A 22,057-nucleotide genomic window follows, 5' to 3' on the forward strand; every position below is an offset into this window, starting at 1 on the left:
CCATCGCGTGTCCCACCCACCGGGAATACCGCCCCGCCGCTGCTAGTCACCAGTCAGCGGAACATCCCATTGCCGACCTTTTGGACAGCGTGTGAGGCTGGATGCAACGAGCCCGGCAAAAGGAAAGAAGACACGTGTCAAGTTCTGCTGCGACCACCACCGGTGTCGGTACGACGGATGCGCTGCGTGAGATCGACACCAGTGCAGGAACTTTGCGGTACTACGACGTCGGCCAGGGTCCGACCGTTCTGTTCCTGCACGGATCGGGTCCCGGCGTAACCGGATGGCGCAACTTCCGCGGGGTACTACCGACGTTCGCGGAACGCTTCCGCTGCCTGGTCCTGGAGTTCCCCGGATTCGGAGTTTCCGATGACTGGGGCGGGCACCCGATGGTCACCGCTCAGGGCGCCGTCACTCCGTTCCTGGATGCGCTCGGCGTCGAACGGGTGGACATCGTCGGCAACTCCATGGGCGGCGGAGTCGGCATAAACACGGCGATCAACGCGCCCGAACGGGTCGGCCGCCTCGTGACGATCGGGGGGATCGGTACCACGATCTTCTCCCCCGGGCCGAGCGAGGGAATCCGTCTGCTCCAGGAATTCACCGAGGACCCGACTCGGCAGCGCTTGATCGACTGGCTTCATTCCATGGTCTACGACCGGTCGTTGGTCACCGATGAGCTCATCGAGGAGCGTTGGACGCTGGCGACCGACCCGGAGACGTTGGCCGCCGCACGCCGCATGTACGGGAAGGCGGCGTTTGCAGCGATGATGGCGTCGATGGCCGCTTCAGACCTGCCCATGCCCTGGGCACGGATGCACAAGGTATCGGCACCGACACTGTTGACGTGGGGACGCGATGATCGCGTGAGTCCGCTTGACATGGCGCTGATTCCGATGCGGACCATACCCAACGCCGAGCTTCACGTGTTCCCCAACTGTGGGCACTGGGCCATGATCGAGGCGAAGTCCGCTTTCGAGTCTGTGGTCACGAACTTCCTGGCACGGGTCTAACGACTTACGTCCGACCGTTGCAGTCCGGCCAGCACCATGGCGATGCCGGACCGGTGCGCCGCTATCAACTCGTCGAGTTCGTGCGGTTCCTTGGCGTCGGTCCACCAGATGTAGGCGTTACTGCTGACATGGACCACAAGCCTGCTCGGCAATGAGCGCGTGAACACGTCGTCGCTCAAGTCGAAGTGCCCCGCCAGGAACTCGGTGATGGCGTCGGCGAGGTTCTCGCTCCATTCCATCCATCGCAGTCGGTACTGCGGAGTCTCGGCAACGAGGGACATCAGTTTCCGCGCCTTGTCCACCGACTCCCGATGCTGGACCCCAGCCGACTGGCGATGCCGAACCTCGACCGTGAACATGTCGACAAGAACATCTACGGGGTCTGAATCGGCTGCAGCACAGGACAACAGATCCCGCATGTTTGTCTCGCTTCGCCCGAACAACGGCCCCAGTACGTCTTCCTTTACCGGGAAGTGGCGGTAGAACGTACGCGTCGCGATGCCGACTTCGGCGCAGATGCGCTCCACGGTTGCCGTGGTGTCGCCGTCGGCGATGAAGATGTCGCATGCGGTCCTGGCGATGTTGAGCCGCAATTCCTCAGCGCGACGCTCGGTGAGCGTCGGCCCCTTACCTTTGGGCATTCGCTGATTGTCGTCGCACCGGCACGCGGTCTCCTTTACTTCGCAGGCACGCTGTGCCTAGACTCACACCTGTCACGTTGTGACATGTGTGCAGAGTATGACAGGTATGGAGGGATTTGTGCCAACGTCGGATGACGACGCTGCTCCCATAGCGCTGCTCAATCGGGCGGCTGCGCTTCTGGAGGTCTTCGGCGCGCGCCAAACACTCACACTGGCGGAAATCACCCGGTATTCGAACGTTCCCCGCTCGTCGACTCATCGCATCCTGCAGGGACTGGTCCAGCTCGGCTGGATCGAACGCCATGGCGCCGAATACACACTGGGGCTGAAGATGTTCGAATTCGGCCGCCAGGCAGTACGGCAGCGTCGAGTTCCCGAAGCGGCACTGCCGGTGATGGCGGACCTACACCGTCGTACCGGCCTGACGGCGCATCTCAGCGTCCTGTCGGGTTCACACGTGCTGCACATCGAACGCTTCGGCATGTGGCCCAGCTCCGGCAGTTGTTGGCAGGTCGGTTTCAAGCAGCCCGTGGAACAGAGTGCCGCCGGAAGAGCGCTCCTGGCGCAGATGGACGAGTCAGCCTGGCCAGAGTTGCGGTACGCGGTGACGTCGCCGTACCGAATTCGCAACCGGGCGGAGTTGGATCGAAGCCTGGCCGCCGTACGCGCTCGCGGCGGGGTTGCCGTCGATGCCGAGGGTTGTGAGCGGGGAGTCACCGTCGTGGCCGCTCCGATCAGCGTGAGCGAGGGAGGCAATCAATTCGCGCTGTCGCTGTGCGGGCCCGCCAGGTCGACGCGGATCGAACCCGTCGCCGCGGCTGTACACAGCGCGTCATGGGCTATCTGCCATAGCCTTTCAGATGTGCCGCGCAACGGCGCGAGCCAGTCACGAGCAGCGCATCGCGTGGTGACGCCGGCCATGATCCATCGAACCGGCGAGCCCACAGTGGCAGCCGTCGGGGGTAGGTGACAAGAACCTAGCGGCGCGCGTACCCATGTTCACCAGTCCTGCCAGGGAATGATCGTGTTCAGCGGCGTATCGATGACGCACTCTCCCGCGGCCGGTTCAGGTGCCTTGTCGGCCAGCCGTTCCCTGATCCGGCCGGTGACGCGAACCGGATCGTCATCGAGGTAGAGCAGACGGATGCGCAGGCCGCCCGGCGGATCTGCCGCCTCCGAGGAACGGAGGCCGAGCCCGTTGTTCTGGTGGCGATCCAATGCGAAAGTCCACGCCCCCGCCACACCGTCCAGTTCCACCAGAGCCGGGATCGCCACCCGGTCCTCCCATCGGTGATGCTCGTGAGCTTCGGCGCCGTAGGGTTCGGCAAACCGGGTCATCGTCAGATGTAGCCCGCGGTTGGGCCGGTACGGGATCACTCCGGGCGACACCAACGCCGAGGCAGCGGCGTAGCCCTTGACCGGCCGGAAGAATGCGAGCACAGTGCGGCGCACGCCGGGGATCATCGGTCCGCGACCCCACTGAAATGAGTCCGCACCGAGCTGCTCCCACTCCCGCACCGACTGCTCCACGGGAGAACGGAACCAGTACATCGCGACATAGTCGGTATCGGCCTGTGCGGGTTCGGCGATGGAAACACCGCGGCATGCCGCCGGCCGGCTCCACCGGTCTCCCCAGGCGATTCCGGGGAGTGCGAGATTTTCCGGCCGGTGGTCCAGCTGATGCCATTCGTTGTAGCGCCGGTGTTCCTCGGCTCCCCCGCCACCGAGTGCAACAAACGAGAAGAACACCAGCGGGCAATCAGTAGCGGACATCGCTGCCTCTCAGATCTGCTCGGGGACAGGCGCTCCCGCCAATCCAAGGTTCAATAGAGTGTGCGCGTACGGGTTCCCGTTGAGCAATCTGCTCGTGCGCGTCGTGATCTGCCATTGCCCTTCGAGACGTTCCAGCGCGAAGTGGTTGGCGGTCGCCCGCCACACGCGATAGCCACTCTCGCCCTCGCGTAACAGGACCAGCGATTCGCACACCGCGACAGCGCGGTCGCCGTCGACGGTGACCACCGCCGGCCCGAGGAAATGACAACAGCCCGTGGCGACCAGATCCTGGTGGCCGGTCGACCTGACCATCTGATGCACGCCGCCCCGGCCGGTCATCAGCCAGTCCTCGACGTCATAGGTTCCGTCGACCGCCCATAGTACGGCCGCATTGTCAGCGTTGCCGGCGTCCACCGAAGGGCCGTATGAGGCCAGCAGTTTCGCGATCGCGAGCTCATCTTCGAGGCGCTGTAGCCGGATGAGTATCTGCTGTTGGATGGTCATGAACACTGCTCCTCGATGTCAGCCTCCTAGCGTTGGGTACTTCCGGCGTCAACGGGCAGGCTGACCGAAGTGATGTACCGTGCTTCGTCCGAAGCCAGGAACAAGCTGGCGTTCGCGATGTCGACTGGCTGCACCCACGGCACGGCGAGCAAGTTCATCTGCGTGGCGGCGGCGGCGAATTCCTCGCGGGTGGGCGGACGGTCCAGGTCGGGCCGGAAACCGCTACGCACGGCGTCGTTCTGGATCAGCGGTGTGTCGACGTTGGTCGGGTGCACAGAGTTGACCCGCACACCATGGGGCGCCAAATCATGGGCAAGGCTACGCATCAGCCCCACGACGCCGTGCTTGGCGGCGGTGTAGTGCGCGACGCCCACCAATCCTCGGAGACCCGCGATCGAACTGGTCAGAACCATCGAGCCCGTGCCGCGTTCGATCAGGTGCGGCGCAGTGGCAGCGCAGGTGTTCCACACTCCGGTCAGGTTGATGTCGAGCATGGTGCGCCACGCCGCCTCGGAAAGTTCGACGGCGGCGCCTCGCGACGTGATTCCCGCAGTGGCGCAGACGATATCGATCCCATCGAACTCTGTGGCGCCGCGGTCGACAACGTCATGGAGTTCGTCCGCGTTCCGGACGTCGACGATCCCGGTGACGATCCGACCGCCCGCCTGCCCGACAAGGCGAGCAGTTTCTGCGAGATCCTCTGGTGCGCTGGGTGGCACCTGCACCGAGTCGATCGGCCCGCACACATCGACGGCGATGATGTCCGCGCCTTCTTCCGCGAAGCGCACGGCCTGGGCGCGGCCGATGCCGCGCGCAGCACCGGTGACCACCGCGGTCTTGCCCTTCAACCGGCCGGTCATGTCGTCTTCTGGGTGAGGCCGGCGTCGACGACGAGCTGGGTGCCGGTGATGTATCGAGCTTGGTCGGAAGCCAGGAAAACCGCGGCATTGGCCACATCGATAGGTTCCACCCACGGCACCGGGAGCAGGTTTCGCGCGGTGAGCACTTCGATTGCATCGGCTTCGGTGGGGTTGTCCAGATCTGGCCGCAACCGCCTATAGGTGTCGGGGTTGCGCACCATCGGCGTCGCGACTGCCCCGGGATGGACCGTGTTCACCCGGATACGTTGCGGCCCGAGTTCATTGGCGAGGGTGCGGGCCAGCCCCACCGCCGCGTGCTTACTGGCCGTGTACGGGGCGGTTCCGGCGGTGCCGCGTAATCCATTGGTCGAGCTGATGATCACCATCGTTCCGCCTTCGGAACCAATATGGGGCACAGCGGCTTTGACGGTGTGCCAGACGCCGGTCAGGTTGACATCCAGATTGCGTTGCCATTCCCGGGGGCTGATCTCCCACGCCGGCCTGTTCGCCGTGTGAATACCCGCATTGGCGATGATGATGTCGAGTCGGCCCAACGTCGTCACACCCGAATCGACCGCGGACGTGACCTCGGCGAGACTGCCGATGTCGGCCGTACCGATGGCACAACGCCTGCCACGGTGCCGCACTCGCTCGGCCGTCTCTCGTAGGTCGTCGGTGGCCTCAGTCCGGTCGAGCGCGATGACGTCTGCACCGGCGTCGGCAAAGCGTTCGCAATGCACGCGCCCGGTACCGCCACCGGCGCCGGTAGCCAGGACAACCTTGTCCGCCAGACCCGGCACTAGGGCGCCTTCAGCAGTTCGAATCCTCTGTATCCATCGGCCGCTGCCTCGTTGCAGATATCGAGGTACACGCCGAAGCCGCCGATGAACAGCATGAACATCCGAGGCTTGCCGGGCACGTTGGCGCCCATGTACCAGGAGTTGGCCTTGGTGAACAGCGTGGCGTCGGCGCGCTCGGCACATTCGGCGATCCAACTGTCCACGGCATCAGGCGTCGGTTCGATTGCCGCGTAGCTGTTCTGGTCGAGATACTCGATGGCGTCGGCGATCCAGTTCACATGGGCTTCGGCATGCAGAACCATGTTGGCCAGCACCGCCGGTGCCCCGGGACCGGACACCAGGAACAGGTTGGGGAAACCATCGGTACCCAGACCCAGGTAGGTGCGGGGCCCGTCGGCCCAGTCGTCCGCCAGCTTCCTGCCACCCCTGCCCACGATGTCGATCTTGGCCAGCGTGCCGGTCATCGCGTCGAACCCGGTGGCCAGCACCAACGCGTCGATGTCATAGTGCGCGCCGGATGTGTTGATTCCTGTTTCGTCGATCGATTCGATCGGCGTCTTACGGACACTCACAAGCTCGACGTTGGGACGGTTGAACGTCTGGAAGTAGTTGGTATCGGTACAGATCCGCTTTGTCCCGATCGGATGATCGTCGGGAATCAGCAACTCGGCCAGATCCGGATCGTCGATCACGGCACGGATCTTGTTCTCGTAGAACTTGCGGGCTTCCTCGTTGGCTTCCAGAGAGACCATCTGGTCGGTGAACGTCTTGGAGAACAGCACTCCGCCTAGTTCCCAACGCTTTTCGAAGGCTTCGTGACGTTCTTCGGGCGTGGCTTCCATGGTGAGTTTGGGGTGTGCGACATGTGGCGAGCCACCGCCGCTGCGCCAGGACATCCGGCGCCGCTCGGCATAGTTGGCCTTGGTGTCGGCAACCTCCTCCTCCGTCAGCGGTCGGTTACCGGCCGGCACGCTGTAATTCGGGGTCCGTTGAAAGACATAGAGCTGCTGGGCCTGTTCGGCGATGATCGGGATGGACTGGATCCCTGAGGATCCGGTGCCGATGACGGCGACGCGCTTGCCGGTGAAATCCACATCCTCATGGGGCCAGTGCGCGGTGTGATAGACGTCGCCGGCGAAGCTGTGCAGGCCCGGGAAGTCAGGGGTCATCGCCGCCGACAACGGGCCGGTGGCCATGACCACGAACCGCGCGTCAACGGTTTCGCCGGTATCGGTGGTGACGGTCCAGCGCAGTGTCTGCTCGTCGAGCACCGCCGAACTCACCCTGGTCTCGAACGTGATGTCGCGGCGCAGATCGAGTTTGTCGGCCACCCAGTTGATGTATTTCAGGATTTCGGACTGGGTGGCGTACTTCTCGGTCCAGGTCCATTCCTGTTGGAGTTCCTCGGAGAACGAGTAGCAGTAGTCGACACTCTCGACATCACAACGTGCACCCGGGTAGCGGTTGAAGTACCAGGTGCCACCCACCTCCGGAGCGGCCTCGAAGACTCGCACCGACAACCCTTGCGACCGGAACTTGTGCAACGCGTACAGGCCACCGAAGCCGGCGCCCACCACCACAACATCTACGACGCTCATCGATCCACTGCTCACAGGGCGAACGGTAGGCGCCGATCACGCGCGCGACCGCCACAGTTCCCGGTCACCGGACCGCAAGACCTGACGTCCCGACCACCGGAATCGGCGGATTGCCTCATCGGCTGCATCGGCGAGAATCTCGGCCCATGACCGACCCGAGCCTCCAGACCAGACGGAGCGTCGTTGTCACGGTGGCCGATGTCATCGATGAAAGCCCCGACGCTCGATCTCTGGTTTTCACTGTGCCGCAGGACCAGCAGGAGCGATTTTCGTATCGACCCGGACAATTCCTGACGCTACGGGTGCCAAGCGAGCTGACCGGATCGGTGGCCCGGTGCTACTCCCTCGCCAGCTCACCGCACACCGATCCCGCCCCCAAGGTGACGGTCAAGCGCACCGCCGACGGCTACGGTTCGAATTGGTTGTGCGACAACGTCGATGTCGGCGACACCCTCGAGGTACTGCCGCCGTCGGGGTTGTTCACCCCGGCAAGCCTCGACACCGACTTTCTGCTGTGGGCAGCGGGCAGTGGTATCACTCCGGTGATGTCGATCTTGAAGTCGGTGTTGTCGGCCGGCACCGGGCGGGTGGTCCTGTGCTACGCCAACCGCGACGAACGCTCGGTGATCTTCGCCGGCGAACTACGCGAACTCGCCGCCCGCTACGCAAGCCGACTGACGGTGCTGCACTGGCTGGAATCGATTCAGGGCCTGCCGACCCACGCCCAGCTGAGCGGATTCGCCCACACCGTTTTCGCCGGGTCCACGGGATTCGAGGCCTTCGTCTGCGGGCCGGCCCCGTTCATGGCGGTCATCAAGGAGACTCTTCTCGAGGCCGGTGTCGAGCGGGACCGGATTCACCTCGAGGTGTTCCAGTCGCTGTTCGGTGACCCGTTCGCCGATGACACCACCGCACCGGCAACAGTTTCCGACGAAGATGACGCCGCCGACCTTCAGGTCGATCTGGACGGCACCAGTCACCGGCTGAGGTGGCCGCGCCAGGCGACGTTGGTCGACGTGTTGATCCGCTCGGGTGTCGACGTTCCGTATTCCTGCAAGGAGGGACAGTGCGGATCGTGCGCGGCCACGGTGGTTCGCGGCGAGGTGGACATGGCCGCCTGCGACATTCTCGAACCCGAGGATATCGCCGACGGGGTGATCCTCGGCTGCCAGGCACGACCGGTCTCCGACGACGTCCACATCGAGTTCTGAGCCGTCCGTCTCCACGTTTCCACTGACCGGGATTGGCCCCCGCCGCCCGGGTCAAAGCGGTACACCATCAGTACAGCCCTCGACGATAGGACCGAACCATGACTGAGCGCGTAATCGACCGGGTGCGCGACCTCGCCGACCAGTTGCGCCACCAGGGCGCCGAAGCCGAAAAGATCGGCAAGCTCACCGACGAGACCGTCAAGATGATGAAGGCGGCGGGAAACATCCGCCTGTTGCAGCCCAAGGCTCACGGCGGCTTGGAAGTCCATCCGCGCGAGTTCGCCGAGACCGTGATGGCCACCGCAGCACTGGACCCTTCGGCCGGATGGATCAACGGCGTGGTGGGCGTGCACCCGTACCAGCTCGCGTACGCCGACCCGAAGGTCGCTGCCGAGATCTGGGCCGAGGACGTCGACACCTGGGTCGCGTCTCCCTACGCGCCGCAGGGTGTGGCCACGCCCGTCGACGGGGGCTACATCTTCAACGGCCGCTGGCAGTTCAGCTCGGGCACCGATCACTGCGACTGGATCTTCCTGGGCGCGATGCTCGGCGACCCTGAAGGCAAACCACTGATGCCGCCGCAGATGCTGCACATGATCCTGCCGCGCAAGGACTACGAGATCGTGGAGGACTCGTGGAATGTCGTGGGGCTGCGCGGAACCGGCTCCAAGGACGTCATCGTCAAGGATGCTTTCGTACCGACGTACCGGACGATGGACGCGATGAAGGTCATGGACGGCACCGCCCAGCGCGAGGCCGGGATGACCGAAACGCTGTACCTGATGCCGTGGTCGACGATGTTCCCTCTCGGCATCAGCTCGGCGACCATCGGCATCGCCGAGGGCGCCCTGGCCGCCGCGCTCGATTACCAGCGTGAGCGGGTCAACTCCAGCGGTGTGGCGATCAAGGACGACCCCTACGTCATGTATGCGATCGGCGAGGCGGCCGCCGACATCAACGCGGCCCGCCAGGAGCTGCTGGCCAACGCCGACCGCATCTACGACATCGTCGACTCGGGCAAGGAAGTGTCGTTCGAGGACCGGGCCGCGGGCCGGCGCACCCAGGTGCGGGCGGTGTGGCGCGCGGTGTCGGCGGTCGACGAGATCTTCGCCCGCTGCGGCGGCAATGCCGCGCGGATGGATAAACCGCTGCAACGGTATTGGCGTGATGTGCATGTCGGCCAGGCCCACGCGATTCACGTTCCGAGCACGGTCTATCACGCGTCGGCCCTGAGTTCGTTGGGTGTGGACCCGCAGGGTCCCCTGCGAGCGATGATCTGAGAGGACAGCACATATGGGACTGATCAAGAGCCTCGGCTACGTCACCGTCGCCGCCTCCGATATCGAGCGCTGGCGGCACTTCGCCTTCAACGTGCTCGGCTTCGCCACCGGTGCCGGGCCCGACGAGTCCGCGTTGTACCTGCGGATGGATGAGCGCGCCGCCCGCATCATCGTCGTGCCCAGCGATGTCGACAAGATCCTCACCGTCGGGTGGGAGGTCCGCGACCACGCCGACCTGGAGCGGGTGAAAGCAGCGCTCGATGCCGCCGGTGTGCCGTTCAAGCAGCTTTCACTCGAAGAGACCGATGCCCGGCGGGTCGAGGAGGCCATCGCGTTCGAGGATCCCGCCGGCACGGCGCTGGAAGTTTTTCACGGCCCGGTCCTCGACCACTCCCCGGTGATCACGCCGTTCGGCGCGAAGTTCGTCACCGGCGATCAGGGGCTCGGGCATGTGGTGTTGCCCGCGCTCGACGTCAACGGGCTCTTCGAGTTCTACACCGAGGTACTGGGTTTCAAGTCCCGTGGAGCGTTCCGCGTTCCGGTGCCGCCGGAGTTCGGACCGGTGCGAGTCCGATTCATGGGCGTCAACGAGCGCCATCACAGCCTGGCGATCTGTCCCGCGCAGACGCTGCGCGATCCGGGGCTGATCCACCTCATGGTCGAGGTCGACACCCTCGATGCCGTGGGCCAGGCTCTCGACCGGGTCAATGCCGAAGGTTTCCAGCTGTCGTCGACACTGGGTCGGCACACCAACGACAAGATGGTGTCGTTCTACGTGCGCGCTCCGGGCGACTGGGACATCGAATTCGGCACCGAGGGCATGCGGGTCGACGAAACCTACTACACGGCAGAGGAAATCACCGCCGACAGCTACTGGGGACACCAGTGGGTCACCGATCTACCGAAGGCCATGCAACCGTGACACTCACCGACGACATCCTGCCGATCCCGGTCAACGCGGTCACCGAGTGGGCCGACGAGGCCGACGTGGTGATCGCCGGTTATGGCGTGGCCGGCGCCGCCGCAGCGGTCGAGGCGGCACGCGCGGGCGCGGACGTACTGGTACTCGAACGCACCGGCTCATGGGGCGGAGCCGCCTCGATGGCAGGTGGCTTCATCTACCTCGGTGGTGGGACCGAGATCCAAAAGGCCTGCGGGTTCGAAGATTCCGTCGACAACATGGCAGCATTCCTCAACGCGGCGATGGGGCCCGGCGCTGATGCCGCGCGCATCGCGGATTACTGCGAAGGCAGCGTCGCGCACTTCGACTGGCTCGTGGGCTGCGGCGTGCCGTTCAAGGCCGAGTTCTTCGGCGAGCCCGGCTGGGAGCCCATGGGCGACCAGGGCCTCATGTACAGCGGTGGGGAGAACTCGTACCCGTTCAACACCATCGCAACGCCGGCCCCGCGCGGGCACGTCCCGCAGATGCAGAACAAGAAGCAGGGCGAGTCGAGCGCGGGTTTCATGCTGATGAAGGGCCTCGTCGACACTGCGACCGCAGTCGGGGCACGGTCGCTGTATGACGTGCGGGTGCAGTCGCTGATCGTCGAGTCCGACGGCCGCGTCGTCGGCATTCGGACCCGGCGCTACGGCACTGTGATGGATATCCGGGCACGGCGTGGAGTTGTGTTGGCCACCGGCAGTTTCGCCTACAACGACGCCATGGTCGCCAGGTACGCCCCGCGCATCGCCGGGCGCCCGGCCGCCTCGATCGAGCAGCACGACGGGCAGGCCATCCGGATGGCTCAGGCGCTCGGTGCCGACCTGGCGCACATGGACGCCACCGAGGTCGCCCTGTTCATCGATCCCCAGCAGTTGGTGCGCGGGATTCTGGTGAACGAACGTGGTCAGCGTTATGTCGCCGAGGACACCTATCCCGGTCGCGCCGGCCAGCTGACGCTGTATCACCAGAACAACACGGCCTATCTGATCATCGACGGCGACGCCCAGGAGGAGGCGATGGCCTCGCTCACTCCCCAGCTGATGATGCGGCCGCCGACGTGGGTGGCCGACACCGTCGCCGACCTGGAGGCCGAGATCGGGCTACCACCGAACTCGCTGCAAGCCACCGTCGATGCCTACAACGAGGGCGCGTCGCGCGGCGAGGATCCGCTGCTGCACAAGAAGTCGCAGTGGCTCAAGCCGATCAAGTCCCCGGTGGGCGCCATCGACCTCCGCGAGAGCACGGGCGGTTTCACCCTCGGCGGGCTGCACACCACCCTCGACGCCGAGGTGCTGCATGTCAGTGGCGACCCCATTCCCGGGCTGTTCGCTGCCGGGCGCTGCACCGCAGGCCTGGCCGCCTGGGGATATGCCAGCGGTGTGTCACTGGGTGACGGGAGTTTCTACGGTCGGCGCGCCGGCCGGGCCGCGGCAGAGGCATAGCCGCTGGTCATTGCCGCTCCCCCAACTTGATATCGCCTTACCCCCGCCGCATCGCGGCGGGGGTTTTGGCATGACCCCGCTCGCATTCAGTCGTTCATATGACAGCACCCACATCGATATGCTACAAACAGTCATATGACTAATAGTCATATGCCGTCCAGGCATGCGGCTCGATATGGGAGGTCCTCATGACAATGGCTGTCGAGAAGACATTGGCTGCCGAGAAGCCGGGTGAGACGCCCAGTGCTGTCATCGACCGGGTTTCCCTGGTTCTCGATGCCTTCGAGGGATCTGCCCGACTGACGTTGGCCGAGATCGTGCGCCGGACCGGTCTGCCACGATCGTCGGCCCACCGACTCCTCGAGCGCCTGGTGCACCTTCGTTGGCTCCGCCGTGATGGCCGCGACTATGAGTTGGGCATGCGACTCGTCGAACTGGGATCGCTGGCGCTGCACCAAGACCGCATCCACCGTGCCGCGATTCCGTTGCTGCGCGATCTGCACCGGGCCACCGGACTGGTCGTCCACCTGGCGGTACTCGACGGATCCGACGTCGTATACCTGGAGAAGATCGGCGGTCAGATGGTGGCAGCCATTCCGACCCGTATCGGGGGGCGGCAGCCCGCGCACTGTACGGCGGTGGGCAAGGCCATCCTGGCCGACAATTCATCGGTCGAGGTCAATCTGGCCTCACGGTTGACGCGGTTTTCGATCAGCACGGAACGACAACTGGAAGCCGAGTTGGCAAAGGTCCGCGCCCACGGCGTCGCATTCGAGCGGGAGGAATCGCTCACCGGATTCGGTTGTGTGGCAGCACCGATCGGTCCGGCCGGCGCCGCCGTCGCGGCGGTGTCGGTGTGTGGTCCGATGAGCCGGATGGCATTCGATCAGCGGCTGGCTGCTCCGGTGCGGATGACGGCCATGGGTATCTGGCGCAATGCCGAAGATGGGCCTCATCGAGTGGTCCCCACCTTGCAACCTGTCCGGCCGCTCCGCGTAGGTGGCCCCGTCGCGCCGCGGACCTCTGCCACGCTGGTCCCGGCATGACGCTCGATCCACAGATCGCGGAATTGATCGAGACACTGGATTCAGGCTTCCCGCCGGTACACACGATGACCGGCGCGCAGGCCCGCGCCGCGATCCGCAGCCGGTTCGTCGCCAACCCCCAGCCCGAGCATGTGGCTTCCGTTACCGACCACCAGGTACCTGTCGACAACGGTCGTATCGATGTGAGGGTCTACCGTCCCGAGGCCTCCGAACCGCTGCCCCTGCTGGTGTACGCGCATGGCGGCGGGTTCGTGTTCTGCGATCTCGACAGCCACGACGGGCTGTGCCGCAACCTTGCCAATCTCATTCCAGCTGTGGTGGTTTCGGTCGCCTACCGGCTGGCCCCCGAGCACCGCTGGCCGACCGCCGCCGAGGACCTCTACGCGGCCACCCGATGGGCAGTCGATCATGCAGCCGATTTCGGCACCGACCCGTCACGCGTCGTTGTGGGCGGCGACAGCGCCGGAGGCAACCTCGCCGCGGTGACCACCCTGATGGCCCGCGACCGTGGTGGGCCGGACCTGGCGGCACAACTCCTGCTGTACCCGGTGATCGCCGCAGATTTCGATACCGACTCCTACCGGCTGTTTGGCCAGGGCTTCTACAACCCGCGCCCGGCACTGCAGTGGTACTGGGATCAGTATGTTCCCCAGGTCGCCGATCGACGCCATCCGTACGCCTCACCGCTGGCCGGTGACCTCAGTGGTCTACCGCCGGCCGTCGTGGTTCTCGCCGGCCATGATCCCCTTCGGGACGAAGGCATCGCCTATGCCAACGCGTTGGAGGAGGCCGGGGTGCCAGTGACCCGGCGCCCCTTCGACGGGGGCATCCACGGTTTCATGACGATGCCGATGCTCGACATCGCCCACCGGGCCCGGCGAGAGGCCGGCCGGGCGCTAAGTGATCTGCTCGACCCCTAGCACCGCGCCGTAGCGTTGGTCAGGGTCGAGCACACAATGGGTGCGGCTGAACACCGTCACCATGCACTTGTTGTTGTGGTTGCAGCGGCTGCGTGAGTCGGGATCGGCGATCATCGTGTTGACCCGGTCCGGTTCACGCAGCAACGCCCGGCCCATGGCAAAGAAATCGAAACCTTCCCGCATGCCTGTCTCAAGGTGTTCGCGATCGTTGATGCCGCCCAGCAGAATCAGTTTGGTGTTGCGCATGAGCGGCACGAACTGCCGGGCGGCCTCCAACATGTAGAGGTCTCGATACGGATAGACACCCATCGTCTGCTTGCCCACCAGGCGGACCGCCGGCCGCAATGCCGGCGGCATCACCTTCGCGAACTCCTTGACCGGGACGTCGCCTCGGAACAGGTACATCGGCTTGTACACCGACGAACCCTGGGTCAGTTCGATCGCGTCGAGGGTGGCATCGGTGTCGAGAAGTTGCGCTGTCCGCAACGCCTCGTCGATCCAGATGCTGCCCGGGAGCCCGTCGTCCATGTCGAGTTTGGCGATCACCGCGATCCGATCACCGACCACCTCGCGTACCCGCGCCGCAATCTCGCGCACGAACCGCGATCGGTTGTCGATGTCACCCCCGTACTCGTCCTTACGCCGATTGATCAGCGGACTCAGAAACGAGCTGGGTAGATAGAGATGCCCGAAATGCAGTTCGACGGCATCGAATCCGGCGTCGACAGCCACCTGCGCGGCTTCGCCGAACTGGTCGATCACCTGAGCGATCTCGGCGCGGGTGATCTCACGGCAATAGGCGAAAGAGGTCGGGTTGATGAATCTACTCGGCGCCACGGCGGTGACACCGGTCAGCTTTTTCTGCGCCACCACCCCGGCATGGCCCAGCTGCGCCGAAATAGCCGCCCCCGCACCGTGGACCGCGTCGGCGAGCCGGCGCAGTCCCGGCAGAGCGTTGCTGTCCATGACGATCTGGCCGGGTGCGCTCGCGCCCTGGGGAGACACGCAGCAGTAAGCCACGGTGGTCATTCCGACGCCGCCCTCGGCGAAGCTGCGATGGAATTCGATGAGGTCATCGGTGACCAGCCCATTGGGTGAGCGGCCTTCCGACGTGGCGGCCTTGATCACTCGGTTGCGCAGCGTCACGGGCCCGAGCTGGGCCGGGCTGAACGGATCGGTCATCGCCACACCATCGCGCCGACACACCCTGTCGTCAACGGTGGTTTCCCGATGGCCGGGAACGCTGCGCCGCCGTCAAGGCGGTCGATCGTAATCTCGGTTCATGGCTGAGGTTTTCGTCGTCGATCGGGTAGTCACCAGGCCGGGCTGCGCCCAGAAGTTCATCGACGCCTACTTGGCCGGGTATGCCCCGGGTGCCCGCGATCGCGGCATGACGCTGCGCGACGTCGTGGTCAGCCCGCCCGTCTGGTTTGAAGACCGATCCAACGTGGTCACCGCTACCTGGACGCTGCCCAGCCCCCAGGCCTGGTGGCAGATGACCTGGCAGGGTCGGCCCGACCCTGCCGTTGCGCGGTGGTGGGACAGCATCACCGATCTGGTGGTGGAACGCAGCCGCGAAGTGGCATCCGCTGCCGATGCCATCACCGATGTCTCACCCGCCCTGCCCGTCACATCAGCCGGCGCTGCCACACTCGGGGTCACCCGCTTGCTCGACGTCGACGAGTCCGACCGCGACCGCATCCTGGGCGCCCTACGCGATGCAGCCGAACACAGCGGAGCGTCGAGAGCGTTGGTAGAGCCGACCCTGCCGGGTTCACGCAATGGTGGCGATATCCTGGTCCATCTCCGGTTTGCAAACGAAGATGACTGGCAGAAGAGCGATTTCGACGATTCACTGGCGGACCCGGCGATCACGCGCGTGAATGGAGTGACCTACCAGGGAGCTCCGCTCCGCCGCGGCAGTGGCACCGTGTACCGCGCACTCCTGCTGCGGGTACCCGCGGAGGTGGATGCCGAGACCGTCGCAACATTCGAGAGTGAACTGTCGATGATGCCCCGATACGTCCCCACCATTACCGCGTGGCAGCTCAGCCGGGTGGGGCAGGCCGTCGGCACCAGCGAATGGACCCATGTCTTCGAACAGGAATTCACCGACGTGGACGGCTTGATGGGTCCCTACCTCATGCATCCGATCCACTGGGCGGTGGTCGACCGCTGGTTCGATCCCGAGACCACCGACATCATCGTCCGTGACCGCGTCTGCCACAGCTTCTGCGACCTTCCCGCTCCCGTGCTCGAATAGGCCATTTCCGAGTTGGCGGCGGGTCGTGGCAGTTGGTCGGCTGAAACCACCACCAATCGGCGCGTTCACCGGTGGCGCCGCGGCAGGTGGAACATTTGGTGACGCAACGTTAGACACCGACCCCCTGAACTTTTGCAAAAGGATGGCGGTATACGAGCGGGAGGGCAAGCTGCCAGCTGTTCGATCTGGTGCTGTCTGTCAGAGCTGCAACCTTGCGGGCGAGAACGTTGGGCTCAGCTAGTTCACCCGCTCTAACTATCCGACATCATTCGACATTCAGATCCTTGCGAGCTGCTTCGGAGAACACATTTTGCTTGGCGTAGAGATCATCTCTAAACCCGTACACGTCATCGTTCACCGATTCATCCGGCGGTGACTTCCGCAGGTTCTCGCACACGATCAACGTGTTGTTGTATAGCGTGCCGAGATACACCATAAGTTGGTCAGCCGCTACTCTCGTATCAGGTGAACCAACTATGTGGATCACGTTATTCTTCTGAGTTGCGCTCTGGTACTTGCCAATCAGGTCGACGTAGCGCGGAAGCTCGGAAGCCGACGACCCTTGCCTGCACCGGTCGATGGCGAGCAGGTAGTCCCCCTCTACCGCGGCGTAATCATCAGTCGAGGTCAGGAACTCCGAGTAGGCGGTGATCTGCTGTTCGCGTTTGAAGTCGATTGCCGACTGGGTGGATTGGGCATCAGTCTGATTGGACGCAACGAAAAACGTCGTGACACTGCCGACGACGCCGAGGACTGCGGTCGCGACGACAGCCATCAACGCGGTGCGCTGGTCCCGTAGCTTGAGCTTGAAGTCGCGGTGATCCTTCCGCAGGGCAAGTTCAAGTTCCATCGCTTGTATGTCGCGCTCGTGGCCTTCCGGCGCCTGAACCATAGGGAGACGATAGCGTAGAACGGAAGCTGGCCTTAGGGCTTGTCGGACGTATCCACACCCTCAATTTCGCCTAGGAATAAGCGGGATCTCTACTATTTGTTTGAACTAAAACTAGATAGTGAGAGTCGACCTTTTGCAAGGCAAAGGTTATCGGTGATCAGTGCCGGTTGCAGGCGCATTGTGGAACTGTGGATGCCGATCACTCGTGCATGATCGGCGCTGAAATACTCCGAACCGCTGACGCAGCGACTTAACGGCACCGAGAGTGGCTAGAGGTTTCCTGTGAAATCTCCTTTAGCCAAAGAGCTTCCTACCGAAGGCAGGGCACCAGTATCGCACTGACCACCGACAAGAACTGTCGGCCTTCGCCTACACCCCCGCAGGCAGGATGTTCGGATTCGCCGCCGCAGGTGGTTGCAGCGGAGGCAATACCGTGTTTCCGTCCAGCGAGTGCACCGGAAGTTGTTGCGACCACGGGTAGTGCAGGCTGAACGCCACCAGACCGGTCCGCTCCGCGGCGGGCAGGTGACACATCGCCAGTACCGTTTCGGCCAGGTATTCGACCGGTTCGGTCGGAAAGCTGTCCGGAATAAGCGACGCCGCACCAGGCGTACGCACGGCCGTCGACGGTCCGACGCAGTTCACTGCGATGTCGGCATCCAGCAGTTCGGCGGCCACCCCCTGGGTGAACCGATGCAGTGCGGCCTTGCAGGACGCATAGATCACGTCGCCCGCCGTCTTGTTATAGTCCCGGTACGGCCGCACCGGGGCCACCCCGGTCACCGAACCGATGTTGACGATCCACCCGGCACCCTGGGTACGCATGTGCGGCACAGCGGCTTTCGTCAACGCGAACGGTGTCTTCAGATAATGCTCCACGGTGCGGTCGAAGGTCTCGACCGGCATGTCCTCGATGACCGAATAATCGGCATAGCCCGCGTTGTTGACCAGGATGTCGAGCCTTCCGGTGCGCTCGACCACGGCCTGGATCAGGCCGTCGCGGGCAGCGCTGTCTTCGAGATCGGCAGCCAGGCCGAAAGCCGACCCGCCGGCCTGTTCGATGAGCGCCACGGTTTCCTCGATCGTTCCCGGGATCGCCTCGGTGACACCAGCCCGTGTCGACGGTGTCGGAATGTGGGAGCGCGCGGTCACTGCCACGGTCGCCCCTTCCGCCGCCAACCTCTGAGCGATGGCACGCCCGATGCCGCGACTACTGCCGGTCACCAACGCAGTTCTGCCGGAAAGTATCTGACTCATCGGAGGACGAAATCCTCTTCGATCGGCGCTCGGTGTTGCTGCCAGATATCCACCAGCCGGAACGGTGTGGCCACCACAACCCGGCCCGAACCCGATCGGTAGTAGGTGTGAGCGTTGGGCGTATGGCACCAGACCGTGCGCTGCATCGCCTCGTCTATCCCGGCGACGTACTCGTCGTATGCACGTTGGGTGACCTCCATCGTCGACGCCCCGCGCAAGGCCATCAGTTGCAGGCACTCCACGATGTAGTGCGCCAGCACTTCCATCGAGAAATTGGCGCCTGCACCATGGCCCGGGCTGTAGTTCGGCGCCGAGGTGATGAACAGATTCGGGAACCCCGCGACGGTACCTCCTCGATAGGCACGCGGGCTGTCGCCCCATTCCTCGACGAGAGTCTTGCCGTCGCGGCCGCGAATATCGATGGTGGACAGGAAATCTAGGTGGTAACCGGTGGCGTAGATGATGACGTCGAGGTCGATCTGACGGCCGTCGGCGGTGACGATGCCGCTTTCGTTGACCTGAGCGGGTTCACTGGCTTCGACGTCGACGTGGTCGCGGGTCAACGCGGCGTAGTAGCCCCCTGGGTCACGGATGATCCGCTTGCCGTACGGAGCGAAATCCGGCGTCACCTTACGCGCCAATTCGGTTCCGGCCCCGAACATCCGGTCGATGTACTCCTGACACATCTTGAGCAGCACATCGTTGGCCGGTGAGATCGACAGGTGCGTCTCGGACCACTCGGAGTCCCGCAGAATCACCGGATAGTTGTTGTCCGCCGTTCCCCAGTACGACTTGAGACGGTGCCACATCGCGTAGTAGGGCAGCGTCTTGCCCAGAAAGCGACGATGTTCGGGAACCTCGTCGGACAGGCGCCGGCGAGGGGCGACCCAGTGCGGCTGCCGCTGGAACACCGTCAGGTGTTCGACCTCCTCGACGCAGGCGTCGACGATCTGCACGGCTGTGCAACCGGCGCCGATGATGGCCACCTTCTTGCCTGCCAGCTCCAGCGAAGGGTCCCACTGCGCGGAGTGAATGCTGGTGCCGGCGAAGGTGTCTCGTCGCTCGATGTCGGGGAATCGCGGTCGGTTGAGATAGCCGGCCGCGGTGACGACGATAGTCGCGTAGTCGATGCTCCGGGTTCCGTCAGCGCGACGGGAGTGGATCTCCCACTGCTGACGCTGCTCGTCCCACCACAGTGCCTCCACCTCAGTGCCGAAGCGGATGTGGCGACGCAGATCGTGCTTGTCGGCCAACGAGACCAGGTAGGCCTGATATTCCGCGCCCTGCGGATAGTAATTCGACCAGTCCGGGTTCACCTCGCGTGACAGCGAGTAGTACGCCGAAGGCGTATCTACCCCGATGCCGGGATACCTTGTGGTCAGCCAGGTACCGCCCACCTCATCGTTGCGGTCGAAGATCTCGAAATGCACGCCCTCTTCGGCAGCGGCCAGCGCGACCGCGATACCGGCGATGCCGGCACCGATGATCGCCACCGTGGTGGACGAGGGAATCGGCGTGGTGCGCGGCAGCGTCGGGTGCGACGGCCGGAAACCGCCTTGTTCGAGCAGTAGGTCGACGTGCTCGTCGTCGACGGGACCGCCCAGCGCAACCGGAAGCAGACGAACGAAGAACTCGCGATCGTCTACCGGCGGCGCGCCAACGGGACGCGGCCGGCCGAGCGCGGCGACGATTTCGTCGGCCAGCAGCGCGGCGGTCTGGGTATCGGTTGTCCCGGCCCGCTCGGGCGGATCGGGAACGTGATCGATCTTGGATGCGTACCGATCGATGACCGCCGGATCACCCGTCATCTGCGCCAGCACCGCGACCAGGACACCAGGGTCCGCCTCCAGGAGATGGGCGCGCAGGACGTCAGAGTCTGGGGCGCGATCCGCGAGTGACGAGGATTCAGTGGTAGCGGTCATGGTTTCGAGTATCGAAGGGTCGACGCCCCCGCCGCGCCCTCCCTGTCTACTGAGCGGGAGACGAACCACCGCAGCCGCAGGCGGCCTGCCTACTCTGCCGACCATGCATTCCGACGACCTTGCCGCCGTCATCGCCCGGGCCCGTAGCCACAGCCTCGCAGATATCCCCCGCCGGTCGGCGCGTAAACAACCTGAGAAGACAGCCATCATCGACGGCGACGTCGCCCTGAGTTTTGCCGAGTTCGATCACCTGGTGGATCGCGCCGCCGCCGCATTGCACGAGAACGGGTTACTCCCCGGCGACCGACTCGCATTGCTGTCGCGCAACTGCTGGCAGTACGCGGTGCTGGCCTTCGCCACCGCCCGCGCCGGCGTGGTGCTGGTTCCGATCAATTTCATGCTGATGCCGGAGGAGATCTCGTACATCCTCGGCCACAGCCGGGCCGCCGGATTCATCGTCGAGGCCGACCTGATCCCGGTGGCCGAACAGGCCATGGCCGTGGGGACAGCAGTTCGCACGAAGGCAGCACTCGTCGCCTCCGGCCAGTCAGGTCCGGGCGACTGGCCTGATTTCGCCGAATGGCTCACCACCACCGCGAACGTTCCCGATTGCCGAATCGACGACGATCAGCTGCTGCGGGTCATGTACACCAGCGGCACCGAATCCCGACCCAAGGGCGTGATGCACAGTAGCCGCAGCTTGATGTGGCAGTACATCAGCACCATCGTGGCCGGCTCGATGTCCGGCGACGACGTCGAGATCCACTCCCTGCCTCTGTATCACTGCGCGCAGTTGGACAACTTCCTGGCTACCGACATCTACCTGGGTGCCACCAGCATCATCCTGCCTCGGCCGGATCCGGAGCTGGTACTGCGGACGATCGAGCGCCACGGCGTCACCAATTACTTTGCGCCACCGACGGTGTGGATCAGCATGCTGCGCTGTCCCGTGTTCGACGAGGTCGACCTGTCCAGCCTACGAAAGGGGTACTACGGCGCCTCACCGATGCCTACCGAGATCCTGCACGAGATGCGCAGGCGTCTACCCAATCTGCGTCTGTGGAACTTCTACGGCCAGACCGAGATGGCCCCACTGGCCTCAGCCCTGGGGCCAGCCGAGCAGGACGCCCACGCGGGGGCGGCCGGCCGGCCTGTCGTCAACGTCGAAACCGTGATCCTCGATGACAGCGACGCGCCGGTCACGCCCGGCACTGTCGGCGAAATCGCTCACCGCAGCCCGCATCTGATGCTGGGCTACCTCGACGACGAAGATAAGACAGCCCAGGCCTTCGCCGGCGGCTGGTTCCATTCCGGCGACCTGGGCTACTACGACGAGCACGGCCTGCTACACGTCGTCGACCGCAAGAAGGACATGATCAAAACCGGCGGCGAGAATGTCGCCAGCCGCGAGGTCGAAGAGATTCTCTACCGGCACAACGGCATCGAAGAGGTCGCGGTATTCGGCGTGGCACACCCGGTCTGGGTCGAAGCGGTCGTCGCGGCGGTGGTGACTCGTGTCGGCACCACCCTGACCGAAGAAGACATCCTGCGGCACTGCCGCGAGCATCTGGCCGGTTTCAAGACTCCCAAACAGGTGTTCTTCGTCGATTCTCTGCCGAAGAACCCCAGCGGCAAACTGCTCAAACGTGATCTGCGGCAGCGTTTCGGTCTCGAATTCACAAGCAACTGAAG

Annotated in this window: 20 protein-coding genes; 10 read left to right on the plus strand and 10 right to left on the minus strand. The window is 64.4% G+C overall.

What is annotated here, in order from left to right:
- Positions 1-134 precede the first annotated feature (134 nt).
- Entirely contained in the window at positions 135-1,013 is an 879-nt protein-coding gene (locus AC4ELS_RS13820; RefSeq protein ID WP_498886056.1) for an alpha/beta fold hydrolase, read from the plus strand.
- Here AC4ELS_RS13820 and AC4ELS_RS13825 read toward each other — a convergent pair.
- Positions 1,010-1,654 (minus strand): TetR/AcrR family transcriptional regulator, encoded by a 645-nt coding sequence (locus tag AC4ELS_RS13825; protein ID WP_064878299.1) that lies wholly within the window; start codon positions 1,652-1,654, stop codon positions 1,010-1,012. The two genes, AC4ELS_RS13820 and AC4ELS_RS13825, sit on opposite strands and share 4 nt — an antisense overlap.
- Positions 1,655-1,772: 118 nt before the next feature.
- Here AC4ELS_RS13825 and AC4ELS_RS13830 point away from each other — a divergent pair, with 118 nt between their 5' ends.
- On the plus strand, positions 1,773-2,624 hold the full coding sequence (locus AC4ELS_RS13830) for an IclR family transcriptional regulator (RefSeq protein ID WP_498886059.1): 852 nt from the start codon (positions 1,773-1,775) through the stop codon (positions 2,622-2,624).
- Between the two features lie 29 nt (positions 2,625-2,653).
- Here the strand turns inward: AC4ELS_RS13830 and AC4ELS_RS13835 are convergent, their stop codons facing one another.
- Genes AC4ELS_RS13835 through AC4ELS_RS13855 form a run of 5 tightly spaced genes read right to left on the minus strand, consistent with a single transcriptional unit; the run spans position 2,654 to position 7,189 of the window.
- Positions 2,654-3,427: a hypothetical protein gene (locus tag AC4ELS_RS13835; protein ID WP_499047771.1), complete on the minus strand. Its 774-nt coding sequence runs from the start codon at positions 3,425-3,427 to the stop codon at positions 2,654-2,656.
- 9 nt (positions 3,428-3,436) lie between these two features.
- Entirely contained in the window at positions 3,437-3,931 is a 495-nt protein-coding gene (locus AC4ELS_RS13840; protein WP_499047773.1) for a nuclear transport factor 2 family protein, read from the minus strand.
- Between the two features lie 26 nt (positions 3,932-3,957).
- Positions 3,958-4,791 (minus strand): mycofactocin-coupled SDR family oxidoreductase, encoded by an 834-nt coding sequence (locus AC4ELS_RS13845; RefSeq protein WP_499047774.1) that lies wholly within the window; start codon positions 4,789-4,791, stop codon positions 3,958-3,960.
- A complete protein-coding gene (locus AC4ELS_RS13850) occupies positions 4,788-5,591 on the minus strand; it encodes a mycofactocin-coupled SDR family oxidoreductase (RefSeq protein WP_499047776.1) in 804 nt (267 codons plus the stop codon). The genes AC4ELS_RS13845 and AC4ELS_RS13850 overlap by 4 nt, the downstream gene beginning before the upstream one ends.
- Entirely contained in the window at positions 5,591-7,189 is a 1,599-nt protein-coding gene (locus AC4ELS_RS13855; protein ID WP_499047848.1) for a flavin-containing monooxygenase, read from the minus strand. The genes AC4ELS_RS13850 and AC4ELS_RS13855 overlap by 1 nt, the downstream gene beginning before the upstream one ends.
- A 146-nt stretch (positions 7,190-7,335) precedes the next feature.
- Here AC4ELS_RS13855 and AC4ELS_RS13860 point away from each other — a divergent pair, with 146 nt between their 5' ends.
- The 6 genes from AC4ELS_RS13860 (at position 7,336) to lipP1 (ending at position 14,031) form a co-directional block, all read left to right on the plus strand.
- Complete coding sequence (locus AC4ELS_RS13860) at positions 7,336-8,400, plus strand: 2Fe-2S iron-sulfur cluster-binding protein (protein ID WP_499047778.1); 1,065 nt, start codon at positions 7,336-7,338, stop codon at positions 8,398-8,400.
- A 98-nt stretch (positions 8,401-8,498) separates the two neighbouring features.
- Positions 8,499-9,680 carry an acyl-CoA dehydrogenase family protein gene (locus AC4ELS_RS13865; protein WP_064878292.1) on the plus strand — a complete coding sequence of 394 codons (1,182 nt, stop codon included), beginning with the start codon at positions 8,499-8,501 and terminating at the stop codon, positions 9,678-9,680.
- 13 nt (positions 9,681-9,693) lie between these two features.
- Positions 9,694-10,602, plus strand: a complete 909-nt coding sequence (gene bphC / locus AC4ELS_RS13870; RefSeq protein ID WP_499047780.1) for a biphenyl-2,3-diol 1,2-dioxygenase — start codon at positions 9,694-9,696, stop codon at positions 10,600-10,602.
- A complete protein-coding gene (locus tag AC4ELS_RS13875; RefSeq protein ID WP_448444005.1) occupies positions 10,599-12,065 on the plus strand; it encodes an FAD-dependent oxidoreductase in 1,467 nt (488 codons plus the stop codon). The genes bphC and AC4ELS_RS13875 overlap by 4 nt, the downstream gene beginning before the upstream one ends.
- A 188-nt stretch (positions 12,066-12,253) precedes the next feature.
- Positions 12,254-13,111, plus strand: a complete 858-nt coding sequence (locus AC4ELS_RS13880; RefSeq protein ID WP_499047782.1) for an IclR family transcriptional regulator — start codon at positions 12,254-12,256, stop codon at positions 13,109-13,111.
- Positions 13,108-14,031 (plus strand): LipP1 family hormone-sensitive lipase, encoded by a 924-nt coding sequence (gene lipP1, locus AC4ELS_RS13885; protein WP_448444007.1) that lies wholly within the window; start codon positions 13,108-13,110, stop codon positions 14,029-14,031. The genes AC4ELS_RS13880 and lipP1 overlap by 4 nt, the downstream gene beginning before the upstream one ends.
- Here lipP1 and AC4ELS_RS13890 read toward each other — a convergent pair.
- Positions 14,008-15,213, minus strand: coding sequence for an NADH:flavin oxidoreductase (locus tag AC4ELS_RS13890; RefSeq protein ID WP_499047784.1), 1,206 nt, complete (start codon positions 15,211-15,213; stop codon positions 14,008-14,010). The two genes, lipP1 and AC4ELS_RS13890, sit on opposite strands and share 24 nt — an antisense overlap.
- A gap of 100 nt (positions 15,214-15,313) precedes the next feature.
- Between AC4ELS_RS13890 and AC4ELS_RS13895 the strand changes: the two genes are divergently transcribed.
- Positions 15,314-16,294, plus strand: a complete 981-nt coding sequence (locus AC4ELS_RS13895) for a Dabb family protein (RefSeq protein ID WP_499047786.1) — start codon at positions 15,314-15,316, stop codon at positions 16,292-16,294.
- 265 nt (positions 16,295-16,559) lie between these two features.
- Here the strand turns inward: AC4ELS_RS13895 and AC4ELS_RS13900 are convergent, their stop codons facing one another.
- The 3 genes from AC4ELS_RS13900 to AC4ELS_RS13910 form a co-directional block, all read right to left on the minus strand.
- A complete protein-coding gene (locus tag AC4ELS_RS13900; RefSeq protein WP_499047788.1) occupies positions 16,560-17,186 on the minus strand; it encodes a hypothetical protein in 627 nt (208 codons plus the stop codon).
- Positions 17,187-17,555: 369 nt separating this feature from the next.
- Complete coding sequence (locus tag AC4ELS_RS13905; protein WP_499047790.1) at positions 17,556-18,443, minus strand: SDR family NAD(P)-dependent oxidoreductase; 888 nt, start codon at positions 18,441-18,443, stop codon at positions 17,556-17,558.
- On the minus strand, positions 18,440-20,365 hold the full coding sequence (locus AC4ELS_RS13910) for a flavin-containing monooxygenase (RefSeq protein ID WP_498886073.1): 1,926 nt from the start codon (positions 20,363-20,365) through the stop codon (positions 18,440-18,442). Before AC4ELS_RS13910 ends, AC4ELS_RS13905 begins: the two co-directional genes overlap by 4 nt.
- Positions 20,366-20,468: 103 nt before the next feature.
- Here AC4ELS_RS13910 and AC4ELS_RS13915 point away from each other — a divergent pair, with 103 nt between their 5' ends.
- Complete coding sequence (locus tag AC4ELS_RS13915) at positions 20,469-22,055, plus strand: acyl-CoA synthetase (RefSeq protein ID WP_498886075.1); 1,587 nt, start codon at positions 20,469-20,471, stop codon at positions 22,053-22,055.
- Positions 22,056-22,057: the final 2 nt, after the last annotated feature.

It is taken from the genome of Mycobacterium shunyiense, assembly GCF_058270035.1.